Source organism: Pseudomonas aylmerensis (assembly GCF_001702265.1).
In the GTDB taxonomy this organism is placed as follows: Bacteria; Pseudomonadota; Gammaproteobacteria; order Pseudomonadales; family Pseudomonadaceae; genus Aquipseudomonas; species Aquipseudomonas aylmerensis.
The window spans coordinates 1-22,533 of sequence record NZ_MAUE01000001.1 but is presented as its reverse complement, the minus strand read 5'-3'; the positions used below and the strand labels follow the sequence as shown (position 1 = coordinate 22,533).

Below are 22,533 nucleotides of genomic sequence, written 5' to 3'. Positions count from 1 at the left end.
CATAGCCCCGAGACGAAAAATCCTCCTCGACAAGCGCCATCAGAGCGCCTGCGTTTGACCTTTCTCCTGCCAAAAAAATAACCAAAGGAGCCCGCCCATGAAGCCTTCCGCTTCGCCCCAGCCTCGCCGTGCTGCGGCCGCCGCTTTTATCGGCACCATGATCGAGTGGTACGATTTCTACATCTACGCCACCGCCGCTGCACTGGTGTTTGGCCAACTGTTTTTCCCTTCCGAAGACAAACTGTTCAGCACCATGGCCGCGTTCGGCACCTTCGCCGTGGGTTTCTTCGCGCGGCCCTTGGGCGGCATTGTGTTCGGCCATATCGGCGACCGGATCGGCCGCAAGAAATCCCTGGTGATCACCCTGGTGATGATGGGCGTGGTCACCGTCTGCATCGGCCTGTTGCCGACCTATGCGCAGATCGGCGCCGCAGCACCGGTCTTGCTGGTGCTGTTGCGGGTGGTGCAAGGCATTGCCGTCGGCGGCGAGTGGGGCGGGGCAGTGTTGATGGCCGGCGAGCACGCGCCGAAAGGGCGGCGTAACTTCTTCGCGTCCTTCGCGCAACTGGGCAGCCCGGCGGGGTTGATCCTGTCCCTGCTGGCGTTCAGCGCAGTCACCCGCTTGCCCGAAGAAGACTTGCTCAACTGGGGCTGGCGCCTGCCGTTCCTCGCCAGCGCCTTGCTGCTGGTGGTCGGCCTGGCGATTCGCCTTGGCGTCAACGAGTCGCCGGAGTTCCTCGAAGACAAGGCCCTCGCGGAAAAAGCCCGGGCAATCAAGCAGGACCAGGCCCCGGTGATCGAAGTGCTGAAAACCGCCTGGCGCCCACTGTTGCTGTGCATCGGTGCCAATACCCTGGGGATTGCCGGGGTGTATTTCACCAACACCTTCATGATTGCCTACAGCACTCAGCAATTGGGCCTACCGCGCTCGCTGATCCTGGAGTGCCTGTTCTTCGTGGCGATCATTCAGTTCTGCGTCCAGCCCCTGGCGGCCTGGGTGGCAGAGAAGGTCGGTGCTACGCGTTTCCTGTGTGCGATGACCGTGCTGGCAATGGCCTCGCCTTATCCGATGTTCGTGCTGGTGAGCAGTGGCCAGGCGCCGTTGATCATCCTCGGCATCGCCTTGGCAGTGGTGTGCATGGCCTCGTTTTATGCGGTGATCGCAGGCTTTGTCAGCGGCCTGTTCGAAACCCGCGTGCGCTACACCGCCATCTCCCTGGCTTATCAGGTGTGCGGTGCGCTGGCCGGTGGCCTGACGCCATTGATCGGCACGTGGCTGGCCCACGAATACCAGGGCCAATGGTGGCCGATGGCAGTGTTCTACAGCCTGATCGCGGCGGTGTCGCTGGTGTGCGTATTGGCCTTGTCGCGCCGCCACGCCAGCGCGCACCGAATTGAAATGGCACAGAGTGCCTGAGGGAGATTGCAGCATGTTGAAGATTAACGGCGAACGCCTGTGGGCCAGCCTGATGGCCATGGCCGAGATCGGTGCCACTGCGCGCGGCGGCAGTTGCCGGCTGGCCTTGAGTGCCGAAGACCAAGCGGGTCGCGAACTGTTCAGTCATTGGTGTAGCGCTGCCGGGCTGACCCTCAGTGTGGACGCCATCGGCAACCTCTTCGCCCGGCGCGCCGGCACGGACAAGGACGCCGCCCCGGTGATGATCGGCAGTCACCTCGACACCCAGCCAGAAGGCGGGCGCTTTGATGGCGTCTACGGCGTACTGGCCGGCCTCGAAGTGATCCGCAGCCTTGACGACCAGGGCATCCGGACCCGCAAACCGTTGGAGATTGCGGTGTGGACCAACGAGGAGGGCGCGCGTTTTACCCCGGCCATGCTCGGTTCGGCGGTATTCACCGGCAGCCTGGCGCTGGCCCCGGCGCTGGCCACGACCGATGTCGACGGTATCAGCGTGGCCGAGGCCCTGCGCGCCACCGGCTATAACGGCGCGCGCCCGTTGGGCGGTGCGGTGGATGCGTACTTCGAAGCGCATATCGAACAAGGCCCGATCCTGGAAGACAACGCCAAGAGCATCGGCGTGGTGACCGGCGGCCAGGCGATTCGCTGGCTCGACGTGCGCGTCGAAGGCATGGCCGCGCATGCCGGCACCACGCCGATGCCGCTGCGCAAAGATGCGCTGTATGGCGCGGCCCGGATGATCCAGGCGCTGGAGCAATTGGCCGCCGATTTTGCCCCCGAGGGCCTGACCACCGTCGGTGAGCTGAGCATTGCCAATTCGTCGCGCAATACCATTCCCGGCCTGCTGAATTTCACGGTCGACCTGCGTCATCACCGCGACAGCGCTATCGACGCCATGGAGCAACAGGTGCGCCAGCAGTTGCAGGCCATCGCTGAACAGCGCGGGCTCATCGTCACCGTCACCCCGCACTGGGTCAGCCCGGCCACGCCCTTCGACATCGAATGCGTGGCCTGCGTGCAAACCGCGGTGGATGCGCTGGGCTACAGTCAGCAACCAATCGTCAGCGGCGCAGGCCACGATGCCATCCACCTGGCGCGCTATTGCCCGACCGCGATGATTTTCATCCCCTGCGTCGGCGGCCTCAGCCACAACGAAGCCGAAGACGTGTTGCCCGAGGACGTGCGCCAGGGCACCGACGTATTGCTCAACGCCGTGTTGCAACGCGCCGGCCGGGCCGACTGACAACACCGTTCGGGAAGACTGAAGAAGCTCACCTGTGGGCAGCGTCTACCCGCAACCCTGTGTATTGAGGAGATTGCCATGCGTACTTTTTTCCACCCCGAACAACTGCTGCACCATCCGCGCAGCTATTACTCCCGTGGCCAGATGCGCACGCCGCAGGAGGTCCCCGAGCGCGCGCGCAACCTGCTGCAGGCCGCGCAGACCCTTGGGTTCGACATCCAGCAGCCGGCCGACCACGGCCTTGATCCGCTGCTTGCCGTGCACGGTGCGCCTTATCTGACGTTCCTGCAGGAAGCCCATCAGCGCTGGAAAGAAATCCCCGAAGACTGGGGCGACGAAGTCATGTCCAACATCTTCGTGCGCGAGCCCAACGCGCTGCGCGGCATCCTTGCCCAGGCCGCGCGCTACCTCGCCGACGGCAGCTGCCCGGTGGGCGAACTCACCTGGCGCTCGGCCTACTGGTCGGCGCAAAGCGCGGTTGCCGCCGCCCGGGACATTCTCGACGGCGCCCCGGCTGCCTACGCGTTATGCCGGCCACCGGGGCATCACGCGCGTTTCGAGGCGGCAGGCGGGTTCTGCTACATCAACAACGCCGCCGTGGCCGCGCAAGTGTTGCGCGACGGTTTCCAGCGTGTTGCCGTGCTCGACACCGACATGCACCATGGCCAGGGCATCCAGGAGATTTTCTACACGCGCGACGACGTGCTCTACGTGTCGATCCACGGCGACCCGACCAACTTCTATCCCGGTGTCGCCGGCTTCGCCGAAGAGCGTGGCAGCGCGGCGGGTGAAGGTTTCAACCTCAATCTGCCGATGCCTCACGGCGCCAGTGAGGCCGTGTTCTTCGACAAACTTGAAGTGGCGTTGAAGGCGCTGAAGGACTTTTCGGCCGATGTGCTGGTGCTGTCGCTGGGCTTCGATATCTACGAGTTGGACCCGCAGAGCAAAGTCGCGGTGACGCGCGAAGGCTTCGCGCGGTTGGGCGAATGCATTCGCGGGCTGGGCCTGCCGTGTGTGATCGTGCAGGAGGGTGGCTATCACCTGGAGACGCTGGACGCGAATGCGCAGGCGTTTTTCGATGGGCCACAGGCTTGGGTGAAGTAAGGCAAGAGTGACGTGGCACCTGCGTGACGATCTCGCGTTGTGATCGTCACGTGGCATGTCATGAGGGGGAGGTCACCGGGAGCTTGAACGGTTTGACCAGGCGCTCTGCCGGGATACCAACTTCCCGATCACAATCAACGCGTCGAAGCGCCGTCGTCGCCCACCGCAACATGCGCCATGGGCGGCGTCAATTCTAGTACCCGGTCACGCCCACCTTCGGCCAACAGGTAAGTGCCTCGAGTCGTCGGCACAATCGACTGCGGCGCTTTCAGGAATGACAGGATCGTCTGCCGGTGCCCCTGCTTGTCGATCAGCAGCAAACGCGCGCGGTGGGTGGCGTCCTCGTTGATCCACAGGCCCCGCGCATCACACATCAGGAACGTCGGCTGGTTCAGCCCGTCCACGACCATCGGGTCGCTGCCGTCCTCGGTCAGCTCGCGCACCATGCCTTCCTTCTTTTTGGTGTAGAGCATGCGCCCGTCGCTGCAGCGGATGATCGATTCGCCTTCGTCCATGCCCGTGCGTACGACGCTCAGGCTCTGGTCACTCCAGCGATAACGCAGCACACGGCCCTCGTCGCGCCGGTCTTCCATGGCATACAGGTAGTCGCCGTCGTCCCACAGGCCTTGCACGTTCTGGCCCCTGAACAGTTCGGTGACGTGGCCGTCCTTGAGGAAACTGACGGGCGAATCGAGGGCTTCCTGGCTGAACACCCAGCCGCCGCGCGTGGCGAACATGCCGTCGGGCTTGGACAGGTTGCCCACCACCACTTCGCGGCTGCCGTCGGGGTGGATGCGCACGATGCTGCCCTTGCCGTCGTCGAGTTCCTGGCTGACCATCAGCGAGCCGTCGTCCAGGGGCATCAGCGAGGCGGCCTTGGCCACGTCCGTGTGCAGCACCTGGTAATGCCACTGGCCGCTGGCGCTGACCGGGTAGTAAGTCTGCCAGGCAAAAAAGCCCAGGGCGGCGGTACACACCAGGACGAGTGTGCACAGTGCGGTTTTCAGGATTCGGATCATTGCTTGGCGCCGACGGATCGAAAGGTCGACCACGTTATCAAGCATGTCGCCGAACATCACCCGGCAATTGCGCGATGTCCCCTTTATCCGGCGCCTGCCGCGCCATCCAGGCCACGGCGGATCTTCTCCAGCAACTCGTCGATATGAAACGGCTTGGAGATCAGGTCCATGCCTTCACCGAGGAAGCTCTGGCGATTTGCCGCGTTCTCGGCGTAGCCGGTCATGAACAGAATCGGCAGCGCAGGGTGCATTTCGCGTGCGATGTCGGCCAGCTCGCGCCCGTTCATGTAGGGCAGCCCGACATCGGTCAGCAGCAGGTCGATGCTCGGGTCGTTGCGCAGGCTGGTGACGGCTTCGTCGCCATCGGCGGCCAGGCTGCAGCGGTAGCCGGCATCGACCAGCACCTCGGCGACAAAGCTGCGCACCGAGGGCATGTCCTCGACGATTAATACGTGTTCGCCGCTGCTCTGGCCGGGGGCTGCAACCGGTTTGGTCGCCGTGCTGGCGGGACCGCTGGCGGCGGGCAGCATGATGGTCACTTCGGTGCCCTGGCGGGTCACGCTGCGGATCAGTGCGTCGCCGCCGGACTGGCGCGCGAAGCCATAAATGGTCGACAGGCCCAGCCCGGTACCCTGGCCCAGGGGCTTGGTGGTGAAGAACGGGTCGAAGACCTTGTCGATGACGCTGTGCTCGATACCCACGCCGTTGTCGCGTACCGACAGGGCGATATAGGGGCCGTTTTCCAGTTTCAGGTTGCCGTTGGAATAGGCCGGGTAGGTGGTCACCCAGATATTGCCGCCTTTGGGCAGCGCATCGCGGGCGTTGATCACCAGGTTGAGCACGGCGCTTTCCAGCTGGATCGGGTCGACCATTGCCACGGCGGGGTTGTTGGTCAGTTCGAGCTTCAGCGCGATATGTTCGCCGATGGTGCGCACCAGCAGTTCTTCCAGTGAGCGGATATGTGCATTGATGTCGATCGGCCGCGTGTCCAGCGGCTGCTGGCGGGCGAAGGCGAGCAGGCGGTTGGTCAGGCCGGCGGCACTCAGCGCCGAACTCAAGGCCGCATCGGCGTAACCCATGACCTTGTCGGTGCGCTGGCTGTCGATGCGTTTCTTGATCAACTCCAGGCTGGTGATGATCCCGGTCAGCAGGTTGTTGAAGTCATGCGCGATGCCACCGGTGAGCTTGCCCAGGGCATCCATTTTCTGCGCCTGCAACAGCTGCGCCTCGGTGCGCGCCAGTTGGGTGGTGGCGTTGGCCAGTTCGGCCTGCTGATGACGTTCACGGTGGCGGTGCTCAGTCACGTCCTCGACAAACACCAGGCTCAATTCGGCGCGGCGATAAGGTGAAATCTGCCACTCGGTTTCGCGCAACTGGCCGTCGACCTTCATCTGCAGCGTGCCTTTCCAGCGCTCACCGGCGGCCAGGCGCTGGCACAGCTCCTGGAGTACCGTGAGCTGGTCGGCGGCGAAGCACTCGAGCAGGGCGTCCGGGTTGAGGTTGTCGTGAATCAATTGGGCGAACGCGTGGTTGCATTCGTGCACCTTGAGCTGTGCGTCCATCACCGCAATCGGCGCGCTGATATTGAAAAAGATCTCGCGAAACCGCGCCTCGCTCTCGCGCAACGCGTATTCGGTGTCACGTACGCGCAGCAGGGTGCGCAGGGTCGCGAGCAGCACATCAGGGTCGACCGGATGGATCAGGTAGGCATCGGCGCCGGCATCCAGGCCGGTGATAATGTCGCCGGTCTCGATGGAAGCCGCCGACACATGCACCACGGGCAGCAAGGCGGTGACCGGGTCGGCGCGCAACACCCGCACGATGTCGAAGCCGCTCATGTCCGGCAGGTTGACGTCGAGGATCAGCCCGTCGATCTTTTCGCGGGCAATCAAGTCCAGCCCCTCCTGGCCGGTGCCGGCTTCGAGCACGTGATAGTCGTGGCTTTCCAGGCGCCGCCGCAGGGCGTAGCGGGTGGCGGCATTGTCGTCGACGATCAGCAGTTGAATGTCACGATTCATCGACGGGTCCGCCAGCGATAGAGAGAGGAATGATCACAAAGAACATCGAGCCCACGCCGGGAGTACTTTCGACGCCGACCCGGCCGCCAAGCAGCTCGGCAAAACGCTTGCACAACGACAGGCCCAGCCCGGTGCCGCGCAGGCGTTTTTGCAGTGGCGAGTCGATCTGCGAAAAATCTTCGAACAGGTTGCTGTGCAGTTGGGCGGGAATGCCCAGGCCGGTGTCCTGTACGGCAAAGCGGATTTCTGCCTCGCCGACCCGTTGCGCCGACACGCGGACCTCGCCTTGCACGGTGAACTTGAGGGCATTGGAAATGAAGTTGCGCAGGATCTGCGCAAGCTTCTTGTCATCGGTGTAGAGCTTGGGCAAGCCGACGGGCTCTTCGAAGATCAGGTCCACCGATGACGCGTCGACAATCGGCCGGAACATGCCGCGCAAGGCCGAGAACAGGTCGAACATATCGAACCAGGCCGGCGAGATAGTGATACGGCCCGCCTCGATCTTGGCCAGGTCGAGCAAATCGTCGACCATTTCGCGCAGTTCGCGCGCCGAACTGCGGATAAACCCCACCTGGGTGTGTTGCTCCGGGCTCAGCGGGCCATCGAGTTCATCGGCCAGCAGGCTGGTGATGCTCAGGATCGAGCCCAGCGGCGTGCGGAATTCATGGCTCATGTACGACAGGAAGCGGCTTTTCAGGTCCGAGGCCTGGCGCAGTTGATCAGCCTGCATGTCCAGCTCGGCATACAGCGCCAGGACACCCTGGTTGGTCTCGTCCAATTCCGCGCGCAACGCCTCCGCTTCCTGGCGCAGGCGCAGCACTTCATCGGCGAGGGAAACAGTGGCTTCAGCCATCGATGGCCTCCAGGGCAATCACGAAGACGGTGACGTCATCCCGTCCGCGACAGAAATCACGGTGCAAAATGGCGGCAATCAGGGCGGGGTGGCGGTGAGAAAGCCCAGGGTAGTCGGCAAGGTTCCAGCGTGACTGCAGGCCGTCGCTGTAGAGAATCAGCAACTGGCCGCTGACCTCAGCGTAGTCGAAGGGCTGCGCCTTGCGAAACTGCACGCCGACAATGCCCGGATGAGACGCCAGCCCGCGCGACTTGCCGGGACCGATCAGGCTGGCGCCGATATTGCCCACTCCGGTAAAGCGCAGGCTGTCGGCCGTGGCGTCGTATTGCGCGACCGCCACGGCGCCGCCGCGGGTGCCGGTCATGCCGATATGCAGGTCGTTGAACAACACGCTGGCGTCGAGGAACGCGTCATGGGCAAACACTTCCTCACCGGCGCGCGCGGCCCGTTCGGCCTCGCTGCCATGACCCAGGCCGTCAGCCACCATCACGCTGAAGCGGCCCGGTTGGATTGCCAGGTGCCAGGCATCGCCGCAGGCCGGGTCGTGGTGCAGGGAATGCTGGCTGACGCCGTAGCGAATGTCCTTCGCGCCGGCCGCCCGTGGGTACAGCCGCGCCAGCATCGCCGTACCGCGTTGGTCGGCGTACACATCGAAGACCTGGGCCACGCGGGAGATCGCGCCCATGCCGATGCCCTGGGTGCCGCCGGTGGAAAACCCATCCACCAGGCAGCTGTCCAGGTCGAAACCCTGGCCGCGGTCCACGGCGATCAGCTCCACGCCCTGGTTGCCGGTGGCGCGCAGATGCAACTCGCCATGGGCGGCATGCTTGAGGATATTGCTGGCCAGCTCGGTAGCCACCAGCGCGACGCGACCGGCATCGGTTTCGTCAAAGCCCAACTGCTCGGCGAATTGTTGCGCGGTACGCCGTGCGTGGCCGACCTGGCTGACGTCTTCGATCAACAGCACCTGGGTCAGGGCGCTGGGAATGTTCACGTCCATCGGGTGATCGTCACGCGGGTACCCTTGCCGGGTGCGGTGTCCAGTTCGAACTCGTCGACCAGGCGCTTGGCGCCGGTCAAGCCCAGGCCCAGGCCGCTGCCGGAGGTCCAGCCGTCGGTCATCGCCAGCTTGAGGTCGGGGATGCCGGGGCCTTCATCACGAAAGGTCAGGCGCAGGCCGGGGCGGTGGTCTTTCTCGACCACGGCCCAATCCATATGACCGCCGCCGCCGTAGACCACGGTGTTGCGCGCCAACTCGCTGACGGCGGTGACCAGTTTGGTCAGGTCGATCAGGCGCATGCCGCATTCCTGGGCCAGCTTGCGCACCAATTGTCGGGCCAGCACCACGTCCTGTTCGATGAGCACCGGGTGGGTGCCGCTGCTGGCCTGGGTCATGAGTGGTCTACCCGGTCACGCAGCAGATTCATGCCGCGCTCGACGTTCAACGCGGTCGCCACGCCCGGCAGGGTCATGCCCAGTTCCACCAGGGTGATGGCCACGGCCGGCTGCATGCCGACCAATACGGTCTGGGCATCCATGATGCGCGACAGGCCGGAAATGGTGCCGATCATGCGACCGATGAACGAGTCGACCATGTCGAGTGCCGAGATATCGATCAACACGCCACGCGCCGAGGTGCGGTTGATGCGTTCGGACAGGTCGTCCTGCAACGTCAGTGCGAGTTGGTCATGCATGTCGACCTGGATGGTCACCAGCAGGAATTCGCCCATCTGCAAAATAGGGATGCGTTCCATACTTAAACAGCCTTGCTGATGGTGACGCCCAGGCGCTTCAGGGCCAGCGCCAGCGCATCGGCCAGGTTGGCCTTGGTGACCACGCCCTGCAGGTCGAGGCCCAGGTGCACGATGGTCTGGGCGATTTGCGGACGCACGCCGCTGATGATGCAGTCGGCACCCATCAGGCGGATGGCGGTCACGGTTTTGAGCAGGTGCTGGGCCACCAGGGTGTCCACGGTCGGCACGCCGGTGATGTCGATAATGGCAATTTCCGAGCCGGTGTCGACGATGCGCTGCAACAGCGACTCCATGACCACCTGGGTGCGTTGCGAATCCAGGGTGCCGATCATCGGCAGGGCCAGTACGCCGTCCCACAGCTTGACCACCGGGGTAGAGAGTTCGAGTAATTCTTCCTGCTGGCGCTTGATCACCGACTCACGGGATTTCTGGAACGTACGGATGGTGTGCATGCCCAGTGCGTCGAGCAACTCGGAGATTTCCCACAACTGTTCGGCGAGTTGCGTCGGTTGCTCGGCGTATTCACGCTGCAGCAAGGCGAACAACGGACCCTTGAGGGCGAAGATAAAGCTGGCGGTCTGCTGCGAGTCCTGGCCGACCAGGGCACGGCTGTGGGAGAGCTTTTCCAGGAACACGCGGGTCTCGGCCCAGTTTTCCTGGCCGACCTGCTGGGAACCGCCTTGCTGCAATGCCGCGATCAGCAGGTTGAGGAAGTCGCTGGCCTGTTGCTTGGCGTCCTCACCCTTGACGTTGCGTGTGGCCCCCGAAGCTTCAAGGCTGGCAACCCACTCGGTCAGCAGGGTAGGGCGATGGGTGTGGAGCGCCTGAATGGTGTGAGCTTGCAAAGTTGCCACGGGGAATCTCCTTGAATGCCTGGGTGAATGGCATGCAATTTATACTAAAACGGACTGTTTTGAATTGTTTCGAGTGTTTTCGTTCAATTCGTAGAGGCCCTATGGATTGGGCGCTCCAGCGGGTTTTGGGGTTGACACGGGAAAGGTCTCTGCAGGCTCGAAAATTTCTGTGCGGTGACGCGGCTTTCTCTGGCAAATCAACCGAATGGGGCAAGTGGACTTTTTGATCGTGGCAAGCCTGCTCACCCCAACACGCTTGCTCTTCACAATCATGGCGCCCCATCGTCTCTAGGACGATAATGCCCCCCACCCCGACTCAACTGGCCGCCTCCCGTGATCATCAACTTCGACCTCAACGACCTCCAAGCCTTCCGCGCCGTGGTAGACAAGGGCAGTTTTCGCGGCGCCGCCGAAGCTATCCGTATCTCGCAGCCGGCGCTCAGTCGCCGTATCGAGAAGCTTGAGTCCGCGCTGGATGTGAAGCTGTTCGAACGCACCACGCGGCGGGTCAGCCTGACCATGGTCGGCCGCGCGTTCCTGCCGCAGGTCGAACGCATGCTCGACGACCTCGACGTCGCCCTGATGGGCATCAGCAACGTCGCCTCCACGCGCATGGGCAACGTGACCATCGCCTGCGTGCCGTCCACCGCGTACTACTTCATGCCCCACGTGATCTCCGAATTCCACAAGCTCTATCCGAAGATTCGCCTGCGGGTGCTCGACGCCAGCGCCGGCGAGGTGTGCAACGCGGTGGAAAGCGGCGAGGCGGATTTCGGCGTGAGTTTCAGCGGCAGCCTGGCCGATGAGGTGGAGTTCGAGTTGTTGCTGCAGGAGCGCTATGTGCTGGCCTGTCGGCGTGACCACCCGCTGGCCGGGCGCGACAGCGTGACCTGGGCCGAAGCCTACGAGCACGACTACATCACCGTGGACAAGACCTCGGGCAACCGCTTCCTGCTGGACCAGGCCCTGCGCGGGGTGCGGGTGAAAAAACCGAGTATCTGCGAGACGCACCACGTGACCACGATGATCGGGCTGGTGGAGGCGGGGCTGGGCGTGGCGATGGTGCCATCGATTGCGATGCCGGCGAGCGATCACCCGATCCTGCTGAGCGTGCCGTTGGTGGAGCCGCAGGTGATGCGCAATGTGGGCTTGATCAAGCGCCGCGGGCGGACATTGCCACCGGCGGCGCTGGAGTTGGAGCGGTTGGTGCGCGAGACACCGTTTCGGTCAGTGTGATACCGAGTCCAGCCCGGTCGATTGCACCACCGGTTGGGCTTCGGGCGACGCCAGGTAGCGCAGCAGCGCCTTGGCCTGCGTCGGGTGTTCGGCGTTGACCGGAATGCCCGCGGCAAAACGCGTCACCGATTGCACGTCTTCCGGGATCTTGCCGACGTAGGTCACACCCGGTACCGGCAACAATTCCGCGACCTGTTGCAAGCCCACCTCGTAGTCACCCTGGGCGACCTTCTCGGCCACCGGAATGCGTTCGACCATCGTGCCTTTGGCCGGCATGCCGAGTTTCTTGAACAACTCCTTCTCGACATACACACCGCTGGCGCTGTCCGAATACGCCACGGACTTGGCCTTGAGCAGCACCGCCTTGAGTTCGGCGTCGGTGCCGATCGCAGGCTTGGGCGCGCCGTCCTTGACCACCAGGCCGATGCGCGAGTCAGCCAATTCGACACGGGAGGCCGGATCGACCTTGCCCTGCTTGATCAGGTCGTCGAGGGCGTAGCCGACCATGATCACCACGTCGGCGTGTTCGCCACGGGCCAGGCGGTTGGGAATCGCTTCCGGCGCCTTGCCCATCGACGGGCCGAGGATGGTATCCAGGCTGTCACCGCTTTGCTTGGCGTACTGCGGGCCGAGCAATTTGTAGGCGGCGGTAAAACCGCCGGAGGTCATCACCTTGAGTTCCTCGGCCTGTGCCGTCAGCGCCACCGCGCTGAGGGCCAGGGCCGTCAGGGTCGTGAGCAGCGGCTTCATCATGCCGCCCCCTGCATCACCTGCCCGCGAGTGTTGGCGCGACGGTACAGCGCCAGCGTCGAGCACAGGGCGCACAGGGCGGCAAACATCATCCAGTAGGCCGGCGAGGCCTTGTCTTCGGTGATGTGGATGAACCAGGTGGAGATCGCCGGGGTGAAACCACCGAAGATCGCAGTCGCCAGGCTGTAGGCCAGCGAGAAGCCTGCCACGCGCACTTCCACCGGCATGATTTCGGTGAGCGCCGGGATCATCGCGCCGTTGTACATGCCATAGAGGAACGAGAACCACAGCAGGGTTTCGAGCATGTGGGCGAAGCTCGGTGCATTCACCACGTAGGACAGCGCCGGATAAGCCGTGAGAACGGTCAGTACCGTCATGGCGATCAGCACCGGTTTGCGGCCGAAGCGGTCACTCAAGGTGCCACCGATCGGCAGCCAGACAAAGTTCGACACCGCCACCAGCAGGGTCACCAGCAGCGCATCCGAGGTGCTCAGTTGCAGCACGGTCTTGCCGAAGGTCGGCGCGTACACGGTGATCAGGTAGAACGCGGTGGTAGTCATGGCGACCATCAGCATGCCGCCGATGACCACGGTCCAGTTCTTCACCAGGGTCGCCAGCACTTCACGCATGCTCGGGCGATGTTTGCGGTTGGCGAACTCTTCGGTCTCTTGCAGGTTGCGACGCAGCAGGAAGATGAACGGAATGATCACGCAACCGATGGCAAACGGAATGCGCCAGCCCCAATCGGCTACCACCGAAGGCTCCATCCACACGTTCAGGCCATAGCCGAGCGCGGCGGCGACCACGATGGAGATCTGTTGGCTGCCCGACTGCCAGCTGGTGTAGAAGCCTTTGCGGCCCGGGGTGGCCATTTCGGACAGGTAGACGGACACGCCGCCCAGTTCCGCGCCTGCCGAGAAGCCTTGCAGCAGACGGCCGAGCAGCACCAGCAACGGCGCCCACAGGCCAATGGTGTGGTAACCCGGTACCAGCACGATCAGCAACGTGCCGCTGGCCATGATCGACAGGGTGACGATCAGCCCTTTGCGGCGACCGACGTCATCGATGTAGGCACCCAGGATGATCGCGCCCAACGGACGCATCAGGAAGCCTGCGCCGAATACGGCGAAGGTCATCATTAATGACGCAAACTCATTAGCGGCGGGGAAGAACGCGGCAGCGATATAGGTGGCGTAGAAACCGAACAGAAAGAAGTCGAACTGTTCGAGGAAGTTGCCCGAAGTAACGCGGAATACCGCACCAACTTTCGAACGGGCAGAGTCGGGCCGGGTAGGGCTAGTCATGGTTTTGTGTCTCCAGCGTTCTTTTTAAAGTGCTTGTTTCGCTTAAGACCTAGAATAGTGGCTGACACATTTAGAAATGATAAGTGACAAATTTGGATAGATTGATGTGCATTGGCTATCAATCCGAGTGTCCGTCGAAATTCCAGCCCTGCTCTATGCTTGAAGGTGTGACCAATTCTTATCGATGGAGGTGGCAATGGCTGACGAACATAAGCGCCGCGATGAGCCGGAGCATGAGCAACCCCGGCGGCGGGAAGAAGAAAAACCGCAGACCTGGAAGCATCCCGATGATGGGACAGAACTGTCCGAGCGCGACCAGGAGCGTCCGCTGAAGCCTTGATATCAGGTTAAACGCGGTGCAAATGTGCGGGTGTTCGCCGCGCTGGCAGCGCGGCGCTCGCGTCAGGGGCAGGGGGTCATGAAACCAGCAAAGAAATAGGAAACCCCGACGCCAGCACCAGGAACGCCACCACTGCCGCCAGGCACAGGCCAACAAACACCCGCAGCAAAGTGCGGGCGGTGGGGTGGGCAATCAACCGGATAGCCCAGAGACAGAACCCGGCCACGACAATGGCCAGGGCGAGAATGACCAGCACGGAAGATGCTCCAGCGACCCTGAAGAGCTGATTTATAGTCGCAAAGGCTTACGATGAACAGTGCGCACATAGACGCAGCCCCCCGGGCTTTCTAAACTGCGGCTTGTCTTGGGGAAGGGGCAGGCGCCGATGAATCGCAATGAATTACGCAAGGCCGACATCAACCTGATGGTGGTGTTCGAAGCTTTGATGCTCGAGCGCAACGTGACCCGGGTCGCCGAGAAGCTGTTTCTCGGCCAGCCGACCATCAGTTCGGCACTCAACCGCTTGCGCACCTTGTTCAACGACCCGCTGTTCATTCGCGTCGGCCACCGCATGGAGCCCACCGCGCGGGCCGAGGAAATCATCCAGCACCTGTCGCCGGCCCTGGATTCCCTGTCGTCGGCACTGAGCCTGACCCACGATTTCGACCCGTCCATCAGCACCATGACCTTTCGCATCGGCCTGTCCGACGATGTCGAGTTCGGCCTGTTGCCGCCGCTGTTGCGGGCCCTGCGCCAGGAAGCGCCGCAGGTGGTGTTCGTGGTGCAGCACGTGGACTATTGGCGGATTCCCGACCTGCTGGCCTCGGGCGATATCACCGTCGGCATCACCCAGACCCGTGGCCTGCCGGCGAACGCCAAGCGCAAGCTGCTGCGCCACATTCATCCGCGCATCCTCAGGGCGGACACCAGCGATACGCCGCTGACCCTCGATGAATATTGCTCACGCCCCCACGTGCTGGTGTCGCACACCGCCAACGTGTCCGGGTTTGCCGATGAGTGGCTGGCCGAAATCGGCCGCAAGCGCCATGTGGTGCTGTCGGTGCCGCAATACAGTGCGCTGCCGGCGTTGCTTGCCGGCACCGACTTGATCGCCAGCCTGCCGGACTACACCGCCGAAGCCATGGCGGTATCGGGCAAGCTGTTCTGCGAGCCGTTTCCGTTCCAGACGCCGACCCTGGATTTGTCCATGGTCTGGCTCAGCCACGTCGACACCGACCCGGCCGAGCGCTGGGTGCGTTCACGGTTGGAGGCCTTCATGAGTGATCGAGGGTTGGCGGGTAAAACCTGACTGACACAGCTTTCATGCCTGGGGCGTTGCGCCCCGTGCTATATCTACGAATCTTCCTACAACAAACTTGGAGAAACCCATGCCGCACCTGCACCTGGAATACACCGCCAACCTCACAGGCCTGGCCGTCGAGAAAACCTTGCTGCGGCTGAACAATGTGCTGATGGTGTCCGGGCAATTCGCTTCCGAGTTCGATATCAAGAGCCGCGCGGTGAAGGTCGAGAGTTTCCAGGTCGGCACCTCCCTCGGCCCGCGCGGTTTCATCGCGGTGAAGCTGTCGTTGCTCAGTGGGCGCTCACCGCAGGTCAAGCAGCAGTTGTCGCAGAGCCTGTTGGCGGCGTTGCAGGATCTTGGCGACTGGCCAGAAGGGCTGCAGGTGCAACTGAGTGTGCAGTTGGTCGACATGGATCGCGATTCCTACAGCAAAGCCGCGATCGGCTGACCTTCCCAGCAGCCGCTATAACAAGCCCTGATCGGCGCAGACCTTAACCACCTGTTCCCGAAACCAGGTATTGGCGCTGTCCTGGTGACTGCTTTCATTCCACTGCATGTCCAGGGTGAAGCCCGGCAAGCCGTTGGGCGCTTCGCAATGCCCATACAGCGTGGCCGGTGCCAGCAGCTTCTGCACGCGACGCGGCAGGGTGACGACGAAGTCGGTGCCGGCAATCATCTTCAGGGCGGCGCTGTAGCTGTTGGCCCGCGCGACCACTTGGCGCTTGTGGGCCTGGCGCAAAAGCCAGCCATCGATCATGTTGGTGTCGGAGGTCCACGGCGTCGGGAACACGTGGCGCCGTGCCGTGAAGGATTGCAGGCTGAGCGCCGGCTCGCGGGGCGTCGCGCGTTTGTCGAAGACGCACACCAGGTCGTCCTCCAGCAGCATCTGGGTCTTGAAATCCTTGTGGGCGCGGTGAAAGTGCGGGCCGAAGCAGACCACCAGGTCGAGGCGGCCTTCGCGCAGGTCGTCGGCGGGAATATCGGTTTCCAGCTTCTGCACATTGACGATCACCGGCAGGTCGGCGCGGTCGAAGTTCTTCAGCAGGCGCGGCAGGATCAGCTGTTCGAAGTATTCCGGCGCGCAGACGTTGAAGGTCACGGCCTTCTGGGTGGGGTCGAATGCCTGGCCACCGGCGTGGCACAGGTTGATGCTTTCGAGGATTTTCTGCACATGGCCGTACATGGTGCTGGCCTTGTACGTAGGACGCATACCCGCCCGCGTGTTGATAAAAAGCTCATCTTCGAAGCTGGTGCGCAGTTTCTTCAGGCTGTAGCTGACAGTGGACTGGCTGACGAACAGCGTTTCTGACACCTCGGTAACGCTGCTCTGGTCGTAGACGGCGATGAACACCATCAAGTCCTGCATATCGAGCTTTCTGAGCAAGTTACTGTTTAGCATCCATTCCGTCCGTAAGCCCGGTGCACCGAAGTCAGTACAAAACCGTGCAAAAGCTTAACGGAACGGACGTGCCAATAGAAAGTGCTGTAGGGCGTTTCTATGTTTTGAGTGGGACAAATACTTTTGGCAATACGACCTCAGCGGATATGCCGCGCGTAATGCCGTGGGTTGAAGCGCGTGACGATCACCAGCATCACCACGATCACGGCGGTGAGCGACCACCAGGCCCATTCAAAGCTGCCAAGTTGGTCGCGGATCATCCCGGCAATCAGTGGCGACAGGCCAGCGATCAGGTAGCCGATGCCTTGCACAAAGGCGGTGAGGCCACCGGCGCGGCGCGGGTTGTCCAGGTGGTCGAGCGAGAGGATCAGGCTCATCGGAAACAGGCCGCCGATGCCCAGGCCCAGCAGGCATGGCCACAGCAGGCTCAAATGATGAGGGCTGAGGATCAGGCCGCAGAACCCCAGGATGATCAGCACCAGCAGCACCGCGACCACGCCGCGTTTATCCTGGCGACGGTTGGCGATGGCCGGGGTGACCAGCCCGGATACCACTTCCATGGCGGTCAGGAACCCCAGCAGCAACCCGGCGTTCTGTTCGCTCCAGCCCAGCTCCACGTAGTACGGCGCCAGCCACGCCAGCACGCAGGTGTAGGACGCGGTGCCGAGGCCGAAAAAGATCGCCAGCAGCCAGGCGCGCCGATTGCCGAAAAATGATTCCTGCGCGCCTGTGCCGGACTGGGGCATCGGCGGCACTGCCGCGCGCTGGACATACCAGAACACCAGGGCGAGCAGGGCCAGCGCGGCCCAGATCGCCAGGCCGATGCGCCAGCTGCCGGTCTGCACCTGCACGAACGGCGCGAACGCAGCCGCCAGCGCCGCGCCGCCCATGATGGCGGTCACATACAGTCCCATGAACAGCGACACGTTATCGCTGAAGCGCGACTTGATCAGCGCCGGCATCACTGCCTGGATCAGCGCAATGCCGACACCGGCGGCAACCGCGCTGACGATCAACTCCAAGGCCGAATCCAGCCACAATCGCGACAGCGTCGCCAGGCCAATCACCAGCAGCGACAGCACAATGCTGCGGTGCTCGCCCACCCGCTTGGCCAGGCCCATGCCAAAGAACATCGCCAGGCCCATGGCCATGACCGGCAACATGGTCAGCAAAGCCGCACTGCTGAAACTCAACGGCACGTCACCGCGAATCGATGACAGCAACGGGCCAACGGCGGCCATCGACGGGCGCAGGTTGAGGGCCACCAGTACCACGCTGATCATCAGCCAGACGGCGGTGGTGGGTTTTGCGTGAACGTTTTCCATGGGCAGGCCTTGAATGAACAAGGGCGAATCAGGCCATGTACGGGGGAGGGGGGCAAATGAGAAAGTCGTTAGGCTTATCTAAAAAATCCAGATGACTGCAGCACCACGGGCAAAGTGCTGGAGCTGGCTGGCCGGCGATGGCGGTCTATCAGTCAAGCCTGCTGCAACTGAAAGAGTGCTATCGCCGGCAAGCCAGCGCCTGCAGGGGGCGCGGTATCAGACCGATCTGATCACGTGCTTGATCTCCTGAAACGCCGCCAGCCCCCACGGCCCCAGCTCGCGGCCAATGCTGCTCTGCTTGTAACCGCCCCACGCCGTCTGCGGGAAGATCACTTGCGGGGCGTTGATCCACACCATGCCTGCCTGCAACCCATTGGCCACGCGCTCAGCCGTTTCTGCATCGCGGCTGACCACGCTCGCGACCAGGCCGAAGTCACTCGCGTTGGCCAGCGCGATGGCTTCGTCCTCGCTGGCAAAGCGGCGTACGCACAGCACCGGGCCGAAGATTTCTTCGTTCCACAAGGCGCTGTCCAGCGGCACGTCGGTGAACACCGTGGGGCGGATGAAAAAGCCGTTGGGCAGGTCCGTCGGACGCGCGCCACCACACAACAAGCGCGCCCCCTGCTCAATGCCTCGCTGGATATGCCCGAGCACCCGCTGGTACTGCGTGCGGTTGATCAGCGCGCCCATTTCCACGTCTTCGGCAAACGGGTCCGCCACGCGGATCGCCTCCGCCCGTGCCTGCAAGCGCTGCAGGAATTCATCCGCCAGGCTGTCCGCCACCAGCACACGGCTGGTGGCCGAACACATCTGCCCAGCGTTGAAAAAACCACCGCCACACGCCAGTTCCACCGCCAGGTCGAGGTCGGCATCGGCGAGCACCAGCAGCGATGATTTACCGCCCAATTCCAGGCTCACGCCCTTGATGGTTTCGGCGGCGCGTTGCATCACCTGCACCCCGACGGCGTTGCTGCCGGTGAAGGAAATCTTCGCCACGCGACGGTCCGCCGCCAGCGGAGCGCCCACCGTCAGCCCGGTGCCGCAGACCAGGTTGAAGACGCCCGCCGGAAAACCGGCCTCGGCAATGATGCGCGCCAATTGCAGCTCCGCCAGCGGCGTGACCTCCGAGGGCTTGAGCACCACGCAGCAACCGGCGGCGAGGGCCGGGGCGAGTTTCCAGGCGGTGGTCACCATGGGGAAATTCCACGGCACGATCAGCCCCACCACGCCGCACGGTTCGCGGCGCAGGCGGGCGCTGAAATCTTCGCTGGGCAGCGCCACCGAGGCGTCCTGGCTGGCGTCCATGGCGTCGCAGACACCCGCGTAATACTCGAAGGTGGCGATCACGTCATCCACATCGATGCCCGCTTCAAACAGCGGCTTGCCGTTGTTGCTCGACTGCACGTGCATCAGCTGTTCGCGCTGCTCGCTCACCCCTTGGGCAACCTTGCGCAGCAGCGCGCCGCGATCACGGCCAGTGCTTTTCGACCAGTCGACAAAGGCCGCGCTGGCAGCATCGACCGCCTCGGTCACGGCATTCGCATCGCCAACGCTGACCTGCGCGAGGGTGGCTTCGGTGGCCGGGTTGATCACCTCCAGCGCCGTCTCGCCAGCTCGCCACGCACCGTTGATATACACACCGTTCACGACTGCGCTCATAGCGCTACCTCCTTCATCCAAAGACCCTGGTCGATTTCAATCAGCGTCGGCCCCTGGCGGTCAGCGGCGACGCGCAAGGCGCGGCGTAAAAGGTCGGGGCTGTGCACGCTTTCGGCCGCGCTGCCGAGCGCCTTGGCCACGCCGATGAAGTCCGGGGTGTAGATGTCCACACCGACAGGCTCGATGGCGCGGTTGAGCATGTATTTCTTGATCTCTTCGTAGCCCTGGTTATTCCACAGCAGGACGATGATGGGCGTACGCGCCTCGACCGCACTGGCCAGTTCCGGCAGGGTGAATTGCAACCCGCCGTCGCCGATCAGGCACACCACCGGCTGCCTGTCGCCACGCCCGAGCCAGGCGCCGATCGCAGCGGGGAGGGCGTAGCCGAGGGTGCCGTAGCCGGTGGAGGAATTGAACCAGCGGCGCGGGTGGTCGAGGTTCAGGGTCAGGTTGCCGCTGTACACCGGCTGGGTGGAGTCGCCCACCAGCACGGCGCCGGGCAGGGCCTCCAGCACCGTGTTGAGGAACAGGGTCTGCGCGCGGGTGGCGGCGTCCCAGGTGGGCGCAAGGTCTGCCCACAGGCGGGCGACGCGTTCAGCCCCCCACTGTGGATCGCGGTGGGGTAACGGCTGGTGGCTCAGTTCGGCCAGCAAGGCTTCGGCGGCGATCTGCGCGTCGGCCACCAGCGCCACCTGTGGCGGGTAGTTGCGCACGGTCTGGTCCGGATCAATATCGACGCGCAGCAGCGCACCGGGAATTTCAAAGCCGCCGGCGAAGGTCACGTCGTAATCGGTTTCAGCCAGCTCGGTGCCAATCGCCAGCACCACGTCGGCCTCGGCGACCAGCGCGCGGGTGGCGACCAGGGTCTGGGTCGAGCCGATCAGCAACGGGTGGGCGGCGGGCAGCATGCCTTTGGCGTTGATGGTCAGGGCCACTGGCGCGCCGAGCCATTCGGCCAGACGCGTCAACTCGGGAGCCGCATCAATCGCGCCACCGCCGGCGAGGATCAACGGCCGCTTGGCCGCTGCGAGCAACTGGCTCATCTGCTTGACGGCCGCTGGCGCTGCACCGGCACGCGCCACGCTGACCGGCTCACTGCCCAGCAATGCGTCGGCGTTTTCCACCAGCACATCCAGCGGGATCTCGATATGCACCGGGCGTGGCCGACCGGCCTGGAACACCGCAAACGCGCGCGCCAGGACGCCGGGCAACTCCGCCGCCGACATCAGTGTGTGCGAGAAGGCCGCCACGCCGGCGATCATCGCGCCCTGGTTCGGCAACTCGTGCAACTTGCCGCGCCCGCCCCCCAACTGGCTGCGCGATTGCACGCTGGAAATCACCAGCATCGGGATCGAGTCGGCGTAGGCCTGGCCCATGGCCGTGGTGATATTGGTCATGCCCGGGCCGGTGATGATGAAACACACGCCCGGCTTGCCGCTGGTGCGCGCGTAACCGTCGGCCATGAAGCCGGCGCCCTGTTCGTGGCGTGGGGTGACGTGGCGGATGCTGGACCGTGCCAGGCCGCGATACAGCTCCACGGTATGCACGCCGGGGATGCCGAACACCTGGTCCACGCCGTAGCTTTCCAGGAGGTTGACCAATACTTCGCCGCAGGTCGCCATAGATGTCGCTCTTGTTATTGATTCGAGGCGGTATTGGACCGGCTGGCCCGTAGCGGCAACAATCGATAAAAAGTCATACTAGCCATGTCCTCACGTCATGGCTGCGCCCCGATGAAACGCCTTCCGCCCCTGCCTGCGCTGCACACCTTCTGGGTCACGGCCCAGTGCTGCAACTTCACCCGCGCGGCCGAGCAGCTGCACATCACCCAGGGCGCGGTGAGCCGGCAGATTGCCGGGCTTGAAAGTCACCTGGGCTATGCCTTGTTCCAGCGCCAGGCCCGCGGCTTGAGCCTGACCGAGGAAGGGCGTGAATGGTCGCTGCGCGCGCAGCAGGTGTTCGGCTTGATCGCAGAGGCGGTGGAGCAGATCGGCAGCCGGCGCGAGACCCTGCAACTCAAGGCCTCCACCTGCGTGATGCGCTGGCTGTTGCCGCGCCTGATGCAGTGGCAACGGGAGCGTCCGGATGTGCCGGTGGAACTCACCACCACCGTGGCCTACACCGTCGACTTCCGTCGCGAGGCCTTCGACGCGGCGGTGATCTACGCGCCCATTGCCGAACAGTCGGCCGAGGCCCGGCATTTGTTCGATGAACAACTCACCCCCGTGTGCGCGCCGGGATTGCTCGGTACTTTGCTCACGCCTTCGGACCTGCAGCAGCAGGTCTTGCTGCACCCCACGCGCGATGAGCGCGATTGGGCGCTGTGGCTGCAAGCTGCGAATACGCGCCTGAGCAATCTGGCCCAGGGGCATCATTTTGAAACCCTGGACCTGGCGATGACCGTCGCGTCACAAGGCTCCGGCGTGGCGATTGGCGACAGCGCGTTGATTGGCGAGGATTTGAAGGCCGGTCGCTTGGCGACACCGTTTGAGCTGAGGGTGCCGACGGGGATGGGCTATTACCTCGTGTACCCGCCGGGGACAGCCCCGTCGGCCAGGCTTGAAGCGCTGATGGAGTGGCTGGTGGACCAGGCACAACAGGCGGAGCGCTGAAGAGCGAGTGTAGGGGTGGGTTTGTGCGCGAGGGCGGTGGTTCAGGGGATGTTTTCAGTGACTGGCAGGCAGCCTTCGCGGGCAAGCCCGCTCCCACATTTTTGTTCGGTGTGAGGCTTGGTGTGTGGCGGTGTGGCTGGAATAGTCGGGCCGTGCACCCAGCCATGGGCAACGCATCCCCACTGTGGGAGCGGGCTTGCTCGCGAAAGCGGTGTGTCAGTCGACGCTGTTCCAACTGAACCACCGCTTTCGCGAGCAAGCCCGCTCCCACATTTTTACTCGGTGTGAGACTTGGAGTCTGGCGGTGTGGCTGGAATAGTCCGGCCGTGCACAGCAGGCATGG

22 protein-coding genes are annotated in these 22,533 nt (G+C 63.5%); 8 read left to right on the top strand and 14 right to left on the bottom strand.

Annotated features, from left to right (window positions below; translation table 11 throughout):
• Positions 1 to 97 precede the first annotated feature (97 nt).
• From BBG20_RS00105 to BBG20_RS00095, 3 genes are all read left to right on the top strand, one after another.
• A complete protein-coding gene (locus tag BBG20_RS00105) occupies positions 98 to 1,417 on the top strand; it encodes an MFS transporter (protein ID WP_065899387.1) in 1,320 nt (439 codons plus the stop codon).
• A 13-nt stretch (positions 1,418 to 1,430) separates the two neighbouring features.
• Complete coding sequence (locus BBG20_RS00100) at positions 1,431 to 2,660, top strand: Zn-dependent hydrolase (RefSeq protein WP_065899386.1); 1,230 nt, start codon at positions 1,431 to 1,433, stop codon at positions 2,658 to 2,660.
• A gap of 78 nt (positions 2,661 to 2,738) precedes the next feature.
• Positions 2,739 to 3,764, top strand: coding sequence for a histone deacetylase family protein (locus tag BBG20_RS00095; protein WP_065899385.1), 1,026 nt, complete (start codon positions 2,739 to 2,741; stop codon positions 3,762 to 3,764).
• Between the two features lie 134 nt (positions 3,765 to 3,898).
• On the opposite strand, the gene BBG20_RS00090 is transcribed toward BBG20_RS00095, so the two are convergent.
• The 7 genes from BBG20_RS00090 to BBG20_RS00060 form a co-directional block, all read right to left on the bottom strand.
• Positions 3,899 to 4,783: a hypothetical protein gene (locus BBG20_RS00090; RefSeq protein ID WP_065899483.1), complete on the bottom strand. Its 885-nt coding sequence runs from the start codon at positions 4,781 to 4,783 to the stop codon at positions 3,899 to 3,901.
• 83 nt (positions 4,784 to 4,866) lie between these two features.
• Positions 4,867 to 6,801 carry a response regulator gene (locus tag BBG20_RS00085; protein ID WP_065899384.1) on the bottom strand — a complete coding sequence of 645 codons (1,935 nt, stop codon included), beginning with the start codon at positions 6,799 to 6,801 and terminating at the stop codon, positions 4,867 to 4,869.
• A complete protein-coding gene (locus BBG20_RS00080) occupies positions 6,791 to 7,654 on the bottom strand; it encodes a sensor histidine kinase (RefSeq protein WP_065899383.1) in 864 nt (287 codons plus the stop codon). The genes BBG20_RS00085 and BBG20_RS00080 overlap by 11 nt, the downstream gene beginning before the upstream one ends.
• Positions 7,647 to 8,654 carry an ATP-binding protein gene (locus BBG20_RS00075; RefSeq protein ID WP_083221298.1) on the bottom strand — a complete coding sequence of 336 codons (1,008 nt, stop codon included), beginning with the start codon at positions 8,652 to 8,654 and terminating at the stop codon, positions 7,647 to 7,649. Before BBG20_RS00075 ends, BBG20_RS00080 begins: the two co-directional genes overlap by 8 nt.
• Positions 8,645 to 9,049 (bottom strand): ATP-binding protein, encoded by a 405-nt coding sequence (locus BBG20_RS00070; RefSeq protein ID WP_065899382.1) that lies wholly within the window; start codon positions 9,047 to 9,049, stop codon positions 8,645 to 8,647. The genes BBG20_RS00075 and BBG20_RS00070 overlap by 10 nt, the downstream gene beginning before the upstream one ends.
• Positions 9,046 to 9,408: an STAS domain-containing protein gene (locus tag BBG20_RS00065; protein WP_065899381.1), complete on the bottom strand. Its 363-nt coding sequence runs from the start codon at positions 9,406 to 9,408 to the stop codon at positions 9,046 to 9,048. The genes BBG20_RS00070 and BBG20_RS00065 overlap by 4 nt, the downstream gene beginning before the upstream one ends.
• A gap of 2 nt (positions 9,409 to 9,410) precedes the next feature.
• Entirely contained in the window at positions 9,411 to 10,262 is an 852-nt protein-coding gene (locus tag BBG20_RS00060; protein WP_065899380.1) for an STAS domain-containing protein, read from the bottom strand.
• Positions 10,263 to 10,595: 333 nt separating this feature from the next.
• Here BBG20_RS00060 and BBG20_RS00055 point away from each other — a divergent pair, with 333 nt between their 5' ends.
• Positions 10,596 to 11,498 (top strand): LysR family transcriptional regulator, encoded by a 903-nt coding sequence (locus BBG20_RS00055; RefSeq protein WP_065899379.1) that lies wholly within the window; start codon positions 10,596 to 10,598, stop codon positions 11,496 to 11,498.
• Here BBG20_RS00055 and BBG20_RS00050 read toward each other — a convergent pair.
• The gene (locus tag BBG20_RS00050; RefSeq protein ID WP_065899378.1) at positions 11,490 to 12,248 is read right to left on the bottom strand and encodes a substrate-binding domain-containing protein; all 759 of its coding nucleotides are present in this window, start codon (positions 12,246 to 12,248) and stop codon (positions 11,490 to 11,492) included. The two genes, BBG20_RS00055 and BBG20_RS00050, sit on opposite strands and share 9 nt — an antisense overlap.
• Positions 12,248 to 13,552, bottom strand: a complete 1,305-nt coding sequence (gene tcuC / locus BBG20_RS00045; RefSeq protein WP_065899377.1) for an MFS transporter — start codon at positions 13,550 to 13,552, stop codon at positions 12,248 to 12,250. The genes BBG20_RS00050 and tcuC overlap by 1 nt, the downstream gene beginning before the upstream one ends.
• 196 nt (positions 13,553 to 13,748) lie before the next feature.
• Between tcuC and BBG20_RS32885 the strand changes: the two genes are divergently transcribed.
• Positions 13,749 to 13,892, top strand: coding sequence for a hypothetical protein (locus BBG20_RS32885; RefSeq protein WP_162946067.1), 144 nt, complete (start codon positions 13,749 to 13,751; stop codon positions 13,890 to 13,892).
• A gap of 76 nt (positions 13,893 to 13,968) precedes the next feature.
• On the opposite strand, the gene BBG20_RS00040 is transcribed toward BBG20_RS32885, so the two are convergent.
• Positions 13,969 to 14,148 (bottom strand): hypothetical protein, encoded by a 180-nt coding sequence (locus BBG20_RS00040; RefSeq protein ID WP_065899376.1) that lies wholly within the window; start codon positions 14,146 to 14,148, stop codon positions 13,969 to 13,971.
• 129 nt (positions 14,149 to 14,277) lie between these two features.
• On the opposite strand from BBG20_RS00040, the gene BBG20_RS00035 reads away from it, so the two are divergent.
• Together BBG20_RS00035 and BBG20_RS00030 are read left to right on the top strand one after the other, a co-directional pair.
• Positions 14,278 to 15,201, top strand: a complete 924-nt coding sequence (locus tag BBG20_RS00035) for a LysR substrate-binding domain-containing protein (protein ID WP_065899375.1) — start codon at positions 14,278 to 14,280, stop codon at positions 15,199 to 15,201.
• A gap of 79 nt (positions 15,202 to 15,280) precedes the next feature.
• Positions 15,281 to 15,643, top strand: coding sequence for a 5-carboxymethyl-2-hydroxymuconate Delta-isomerase (locus BBG20_RS00030; RefSeq protein WP_065899374.1), 363 nt, complete (start codon positions 15,281 to 15,283; stop codon positions 15,641 to 15,643).
• A 15-nt stretch (positions 15,644 to 15,658) separates the two neighbouring features.
• Here BBG20_RS00030 and BBG20_RS00025 read toward each other — a convergent pair whose 3' ends face one another.
• From BBG20_RS00025 to BBG20_RS00010, 4 genes are all read right to left on the bottom strand, one after another.
• Positions 15,659 to 16,594 (bottom strand): LysR family transcriptional regulator, encoded by a 936-nt coding sequence (locus BBG20_RS00025; protein WP_065899373.1) that lies wholly within the window; start codon positions 16,592 to 16,594, stop codon positions 15,659 to 15,661.
• Positions 16,595 to 16,731: 137 nt separating this feature from the next.
• The gene (locus tag BBG20_RS00020; protein ID WP_065899481.1) at positions 16,732 to 17,919 is read right to left on the bottom strand and encodes a cyanate transporter; all 1,188 of its coding nucleotides are present in this window, start codon (positions 17,917 to 17,919) and stop codon (positions 16,732 to 16,734) included.
• A gap of 216 nt (positions 17,920 to 18,135) precedes the next feature.
• Positions 18,136 to 19,578 carry an aldehyde dehydrogenase family protein gene (locus BBG20_RS00015; protein WP_065899372.1) on the bottom strand — a complete coding sequence of 481 codons (1,443 nt, stop codon included), beginning with the start codon at positions 19,576 to 19,578 and terminating at the stop codon, positions 18,136 to 18,138.
• Positions 19,575 to 21,200, bottom strand: a complete 1,626-nt coding sequence (locus BBG20_RS00010) for a 5-guanidino-2-oxopentanoate decarboxylase (RefSeq protein ID WP_065899371.1) — start codon at positions 21,198 to 21,200, stop codon at positions 19,575 to 19,577. The genes BBG20_RS00015 and BBG20_RS00010 overlap by 4 nt, the downstream gene beginning before the upstream one ends.
• A 111-nt stretch (positions 21,201 to 21,311) precedes the next feature.
• Here BBG20_RS00010 and BBG20_RS00005 point away from each other — a divergent pair, with 111 nt between their 5' ends.
• Complete coding sequence (locus BBG20_RS00005; protein ID WP_065899370.1) at positions 21,312 to 22,190, top strand: LysR substrate-binding domain-containing protein; 879 nt, start codon at positions 21,312 to 21,314, stop codon at positions 22,188 to 22,190.
• The last annotated feature ends 343 nt before the right edge of the window (positions 22,191 to 22,533 follow it).

What these genes read in the sequence shown, in the direction of transcription:
- BBG20_RS00105 (WP_065899387.1), top strand. Translation starts at nt 98, where the DNA reads ATGAAGCCTTCCGCTTCGCCCCAGCCTCGCCGTGCTGCGGCCGCCGCT.
- BBG20_RS00100 (WP_065899386.1), top strand. Translation starts at nt 1,431, where the DNA reads ATGTTGAAGATTAACGGCGAACGCCTGTGGGCCAGCCTGATGGCCATG.
- BBG20_RS00095 (WP_065899385.1), top strand. Translation starts at nt 2,739, where the DNA reads ATGCGTACTTTTTTCCACCCCGAACAACTGCTGCACCATCCGCGCAGC.
- BBG20_RS00090 (WP_065899483.1), bottom strand. Translation starts at nt 4,783, where the DNA reads ATGATCCGAATCCTGAAAACCGCACTGTGCACACTCGTCCTGGTGTGT.
- BBG20_RS00085 (WP_065899384.1), bottom strand. Translation starts at nt 6,801, where the DNA reads ATGAATCGTGACATTCAACTGCTGATCGTCGACGACAATGCCGCCACC.
- BBG20_RS00080 (WP_065899383.1), bottom strand. Translation starts at nt 7,654, where the DNA reads ATGGCTGAAGCCACTGTTTCCCTCGCCGATGAAGTGCTGCGCCTGCGC.
- BBG20_RS00075 (WP_083221298.1), bottom strand. Translation starts at nt 8,654, where the DNA reads ATGGACGTGAACATTCCCAGCGCCCTGACCCAGGTGCTGTTGATCGAA.
- BBG20_RS00070 (WP_065899382.1), bottom strand. Translation starts at nt 9,049, where the DNA reads ATGACCCAGGCCAGCAGCGGCACCCACCCGGTGCTCATCGAACAGGAC.
- BBG20_RS00065 (WP_065899381.1), bottom strand. Translation starts at nt 9,408, where the DNA reads ATGGAACGCATCCCTATTTTGCAGATGGGCGAATTCCTGCTGGTGACC.
- BBG20_RS00050 (WP_065899378.1), bottom strand. Translation starts at nt 12,248, where the DNA reads ATGAAGCCGCTGCTCACGACCCTGACGGCCCTGGCCCTCAGCGCGGTG.
- tcuC (WP_065899377.1), bottom strand. Translation starts at nt 13,552, where the DNA reads ATGACTAGCCCTACCCGGCCCGACTCTGCCCGTTCGAAAGTTGGTGCG.
- BBG20_RS32885 (WP_162946067.1), top strand. Translation starts at nt 13,749, where the DNA reads ATGGCTGACGAACATAAGCGCCGCGATGAGCCGGAGCATGAGCAACCC.
- BBG20_RS00035 (WP_065899375.1), top strand. Translation starts at nt 14,278, where the DNA reads ATGAATCGCAATGAATTACGCAAGGCCGACATCAACCTGATGGTGGTG.
- BBG20_RS00030 (WP_065899374.1), top strand. Translation starts at nt 15,281, where the DNA reads ATGCCGCACCTGCACCTGGAATACACCGCCAACCTCACAGGCCTGGCC.
- BBG20_RS00025 (WP_065899373.1), bottom strand. Translation starts at nt 16,594, where the DNA reads ATGCTAAACAGTAACTTGCTCAGAAAGCTCGATATGCAGGACTTGATG.
- BBG20_RS00020 (WP_065899481.1), bottom strand. Translation starts at nt 17,919, where the DNA reads ATGGAAAACGTTCACGCAAAACCCACCACCGCCGTCTGGCTGATGATC.
- BBG20_RS00015 (WP_065899372.1), bottom strand. Translation starts at nt 19,578, where the DNA reads ATGAGCGCAGTCGTGAACGGTGTGTATATCAACGGTGCGTGGCGAGCT.
- BBG20_RS00010 (WP_065899371.1), bottom strand. Translation starts at nt 21,200, where the DNA reads ATGGCGACCTGCGGCGAAGTATTGGTCAACCTCCTGGAAAGCTACGGC.
- BBG20_RS00005 (WP_065899370.1), top strand. Translation starts at nt 21,312, where the DNA reads ATGAAACGCCTTCCGCCCCTGCCTGCGCTGCACACCTTCTGGGTCACG.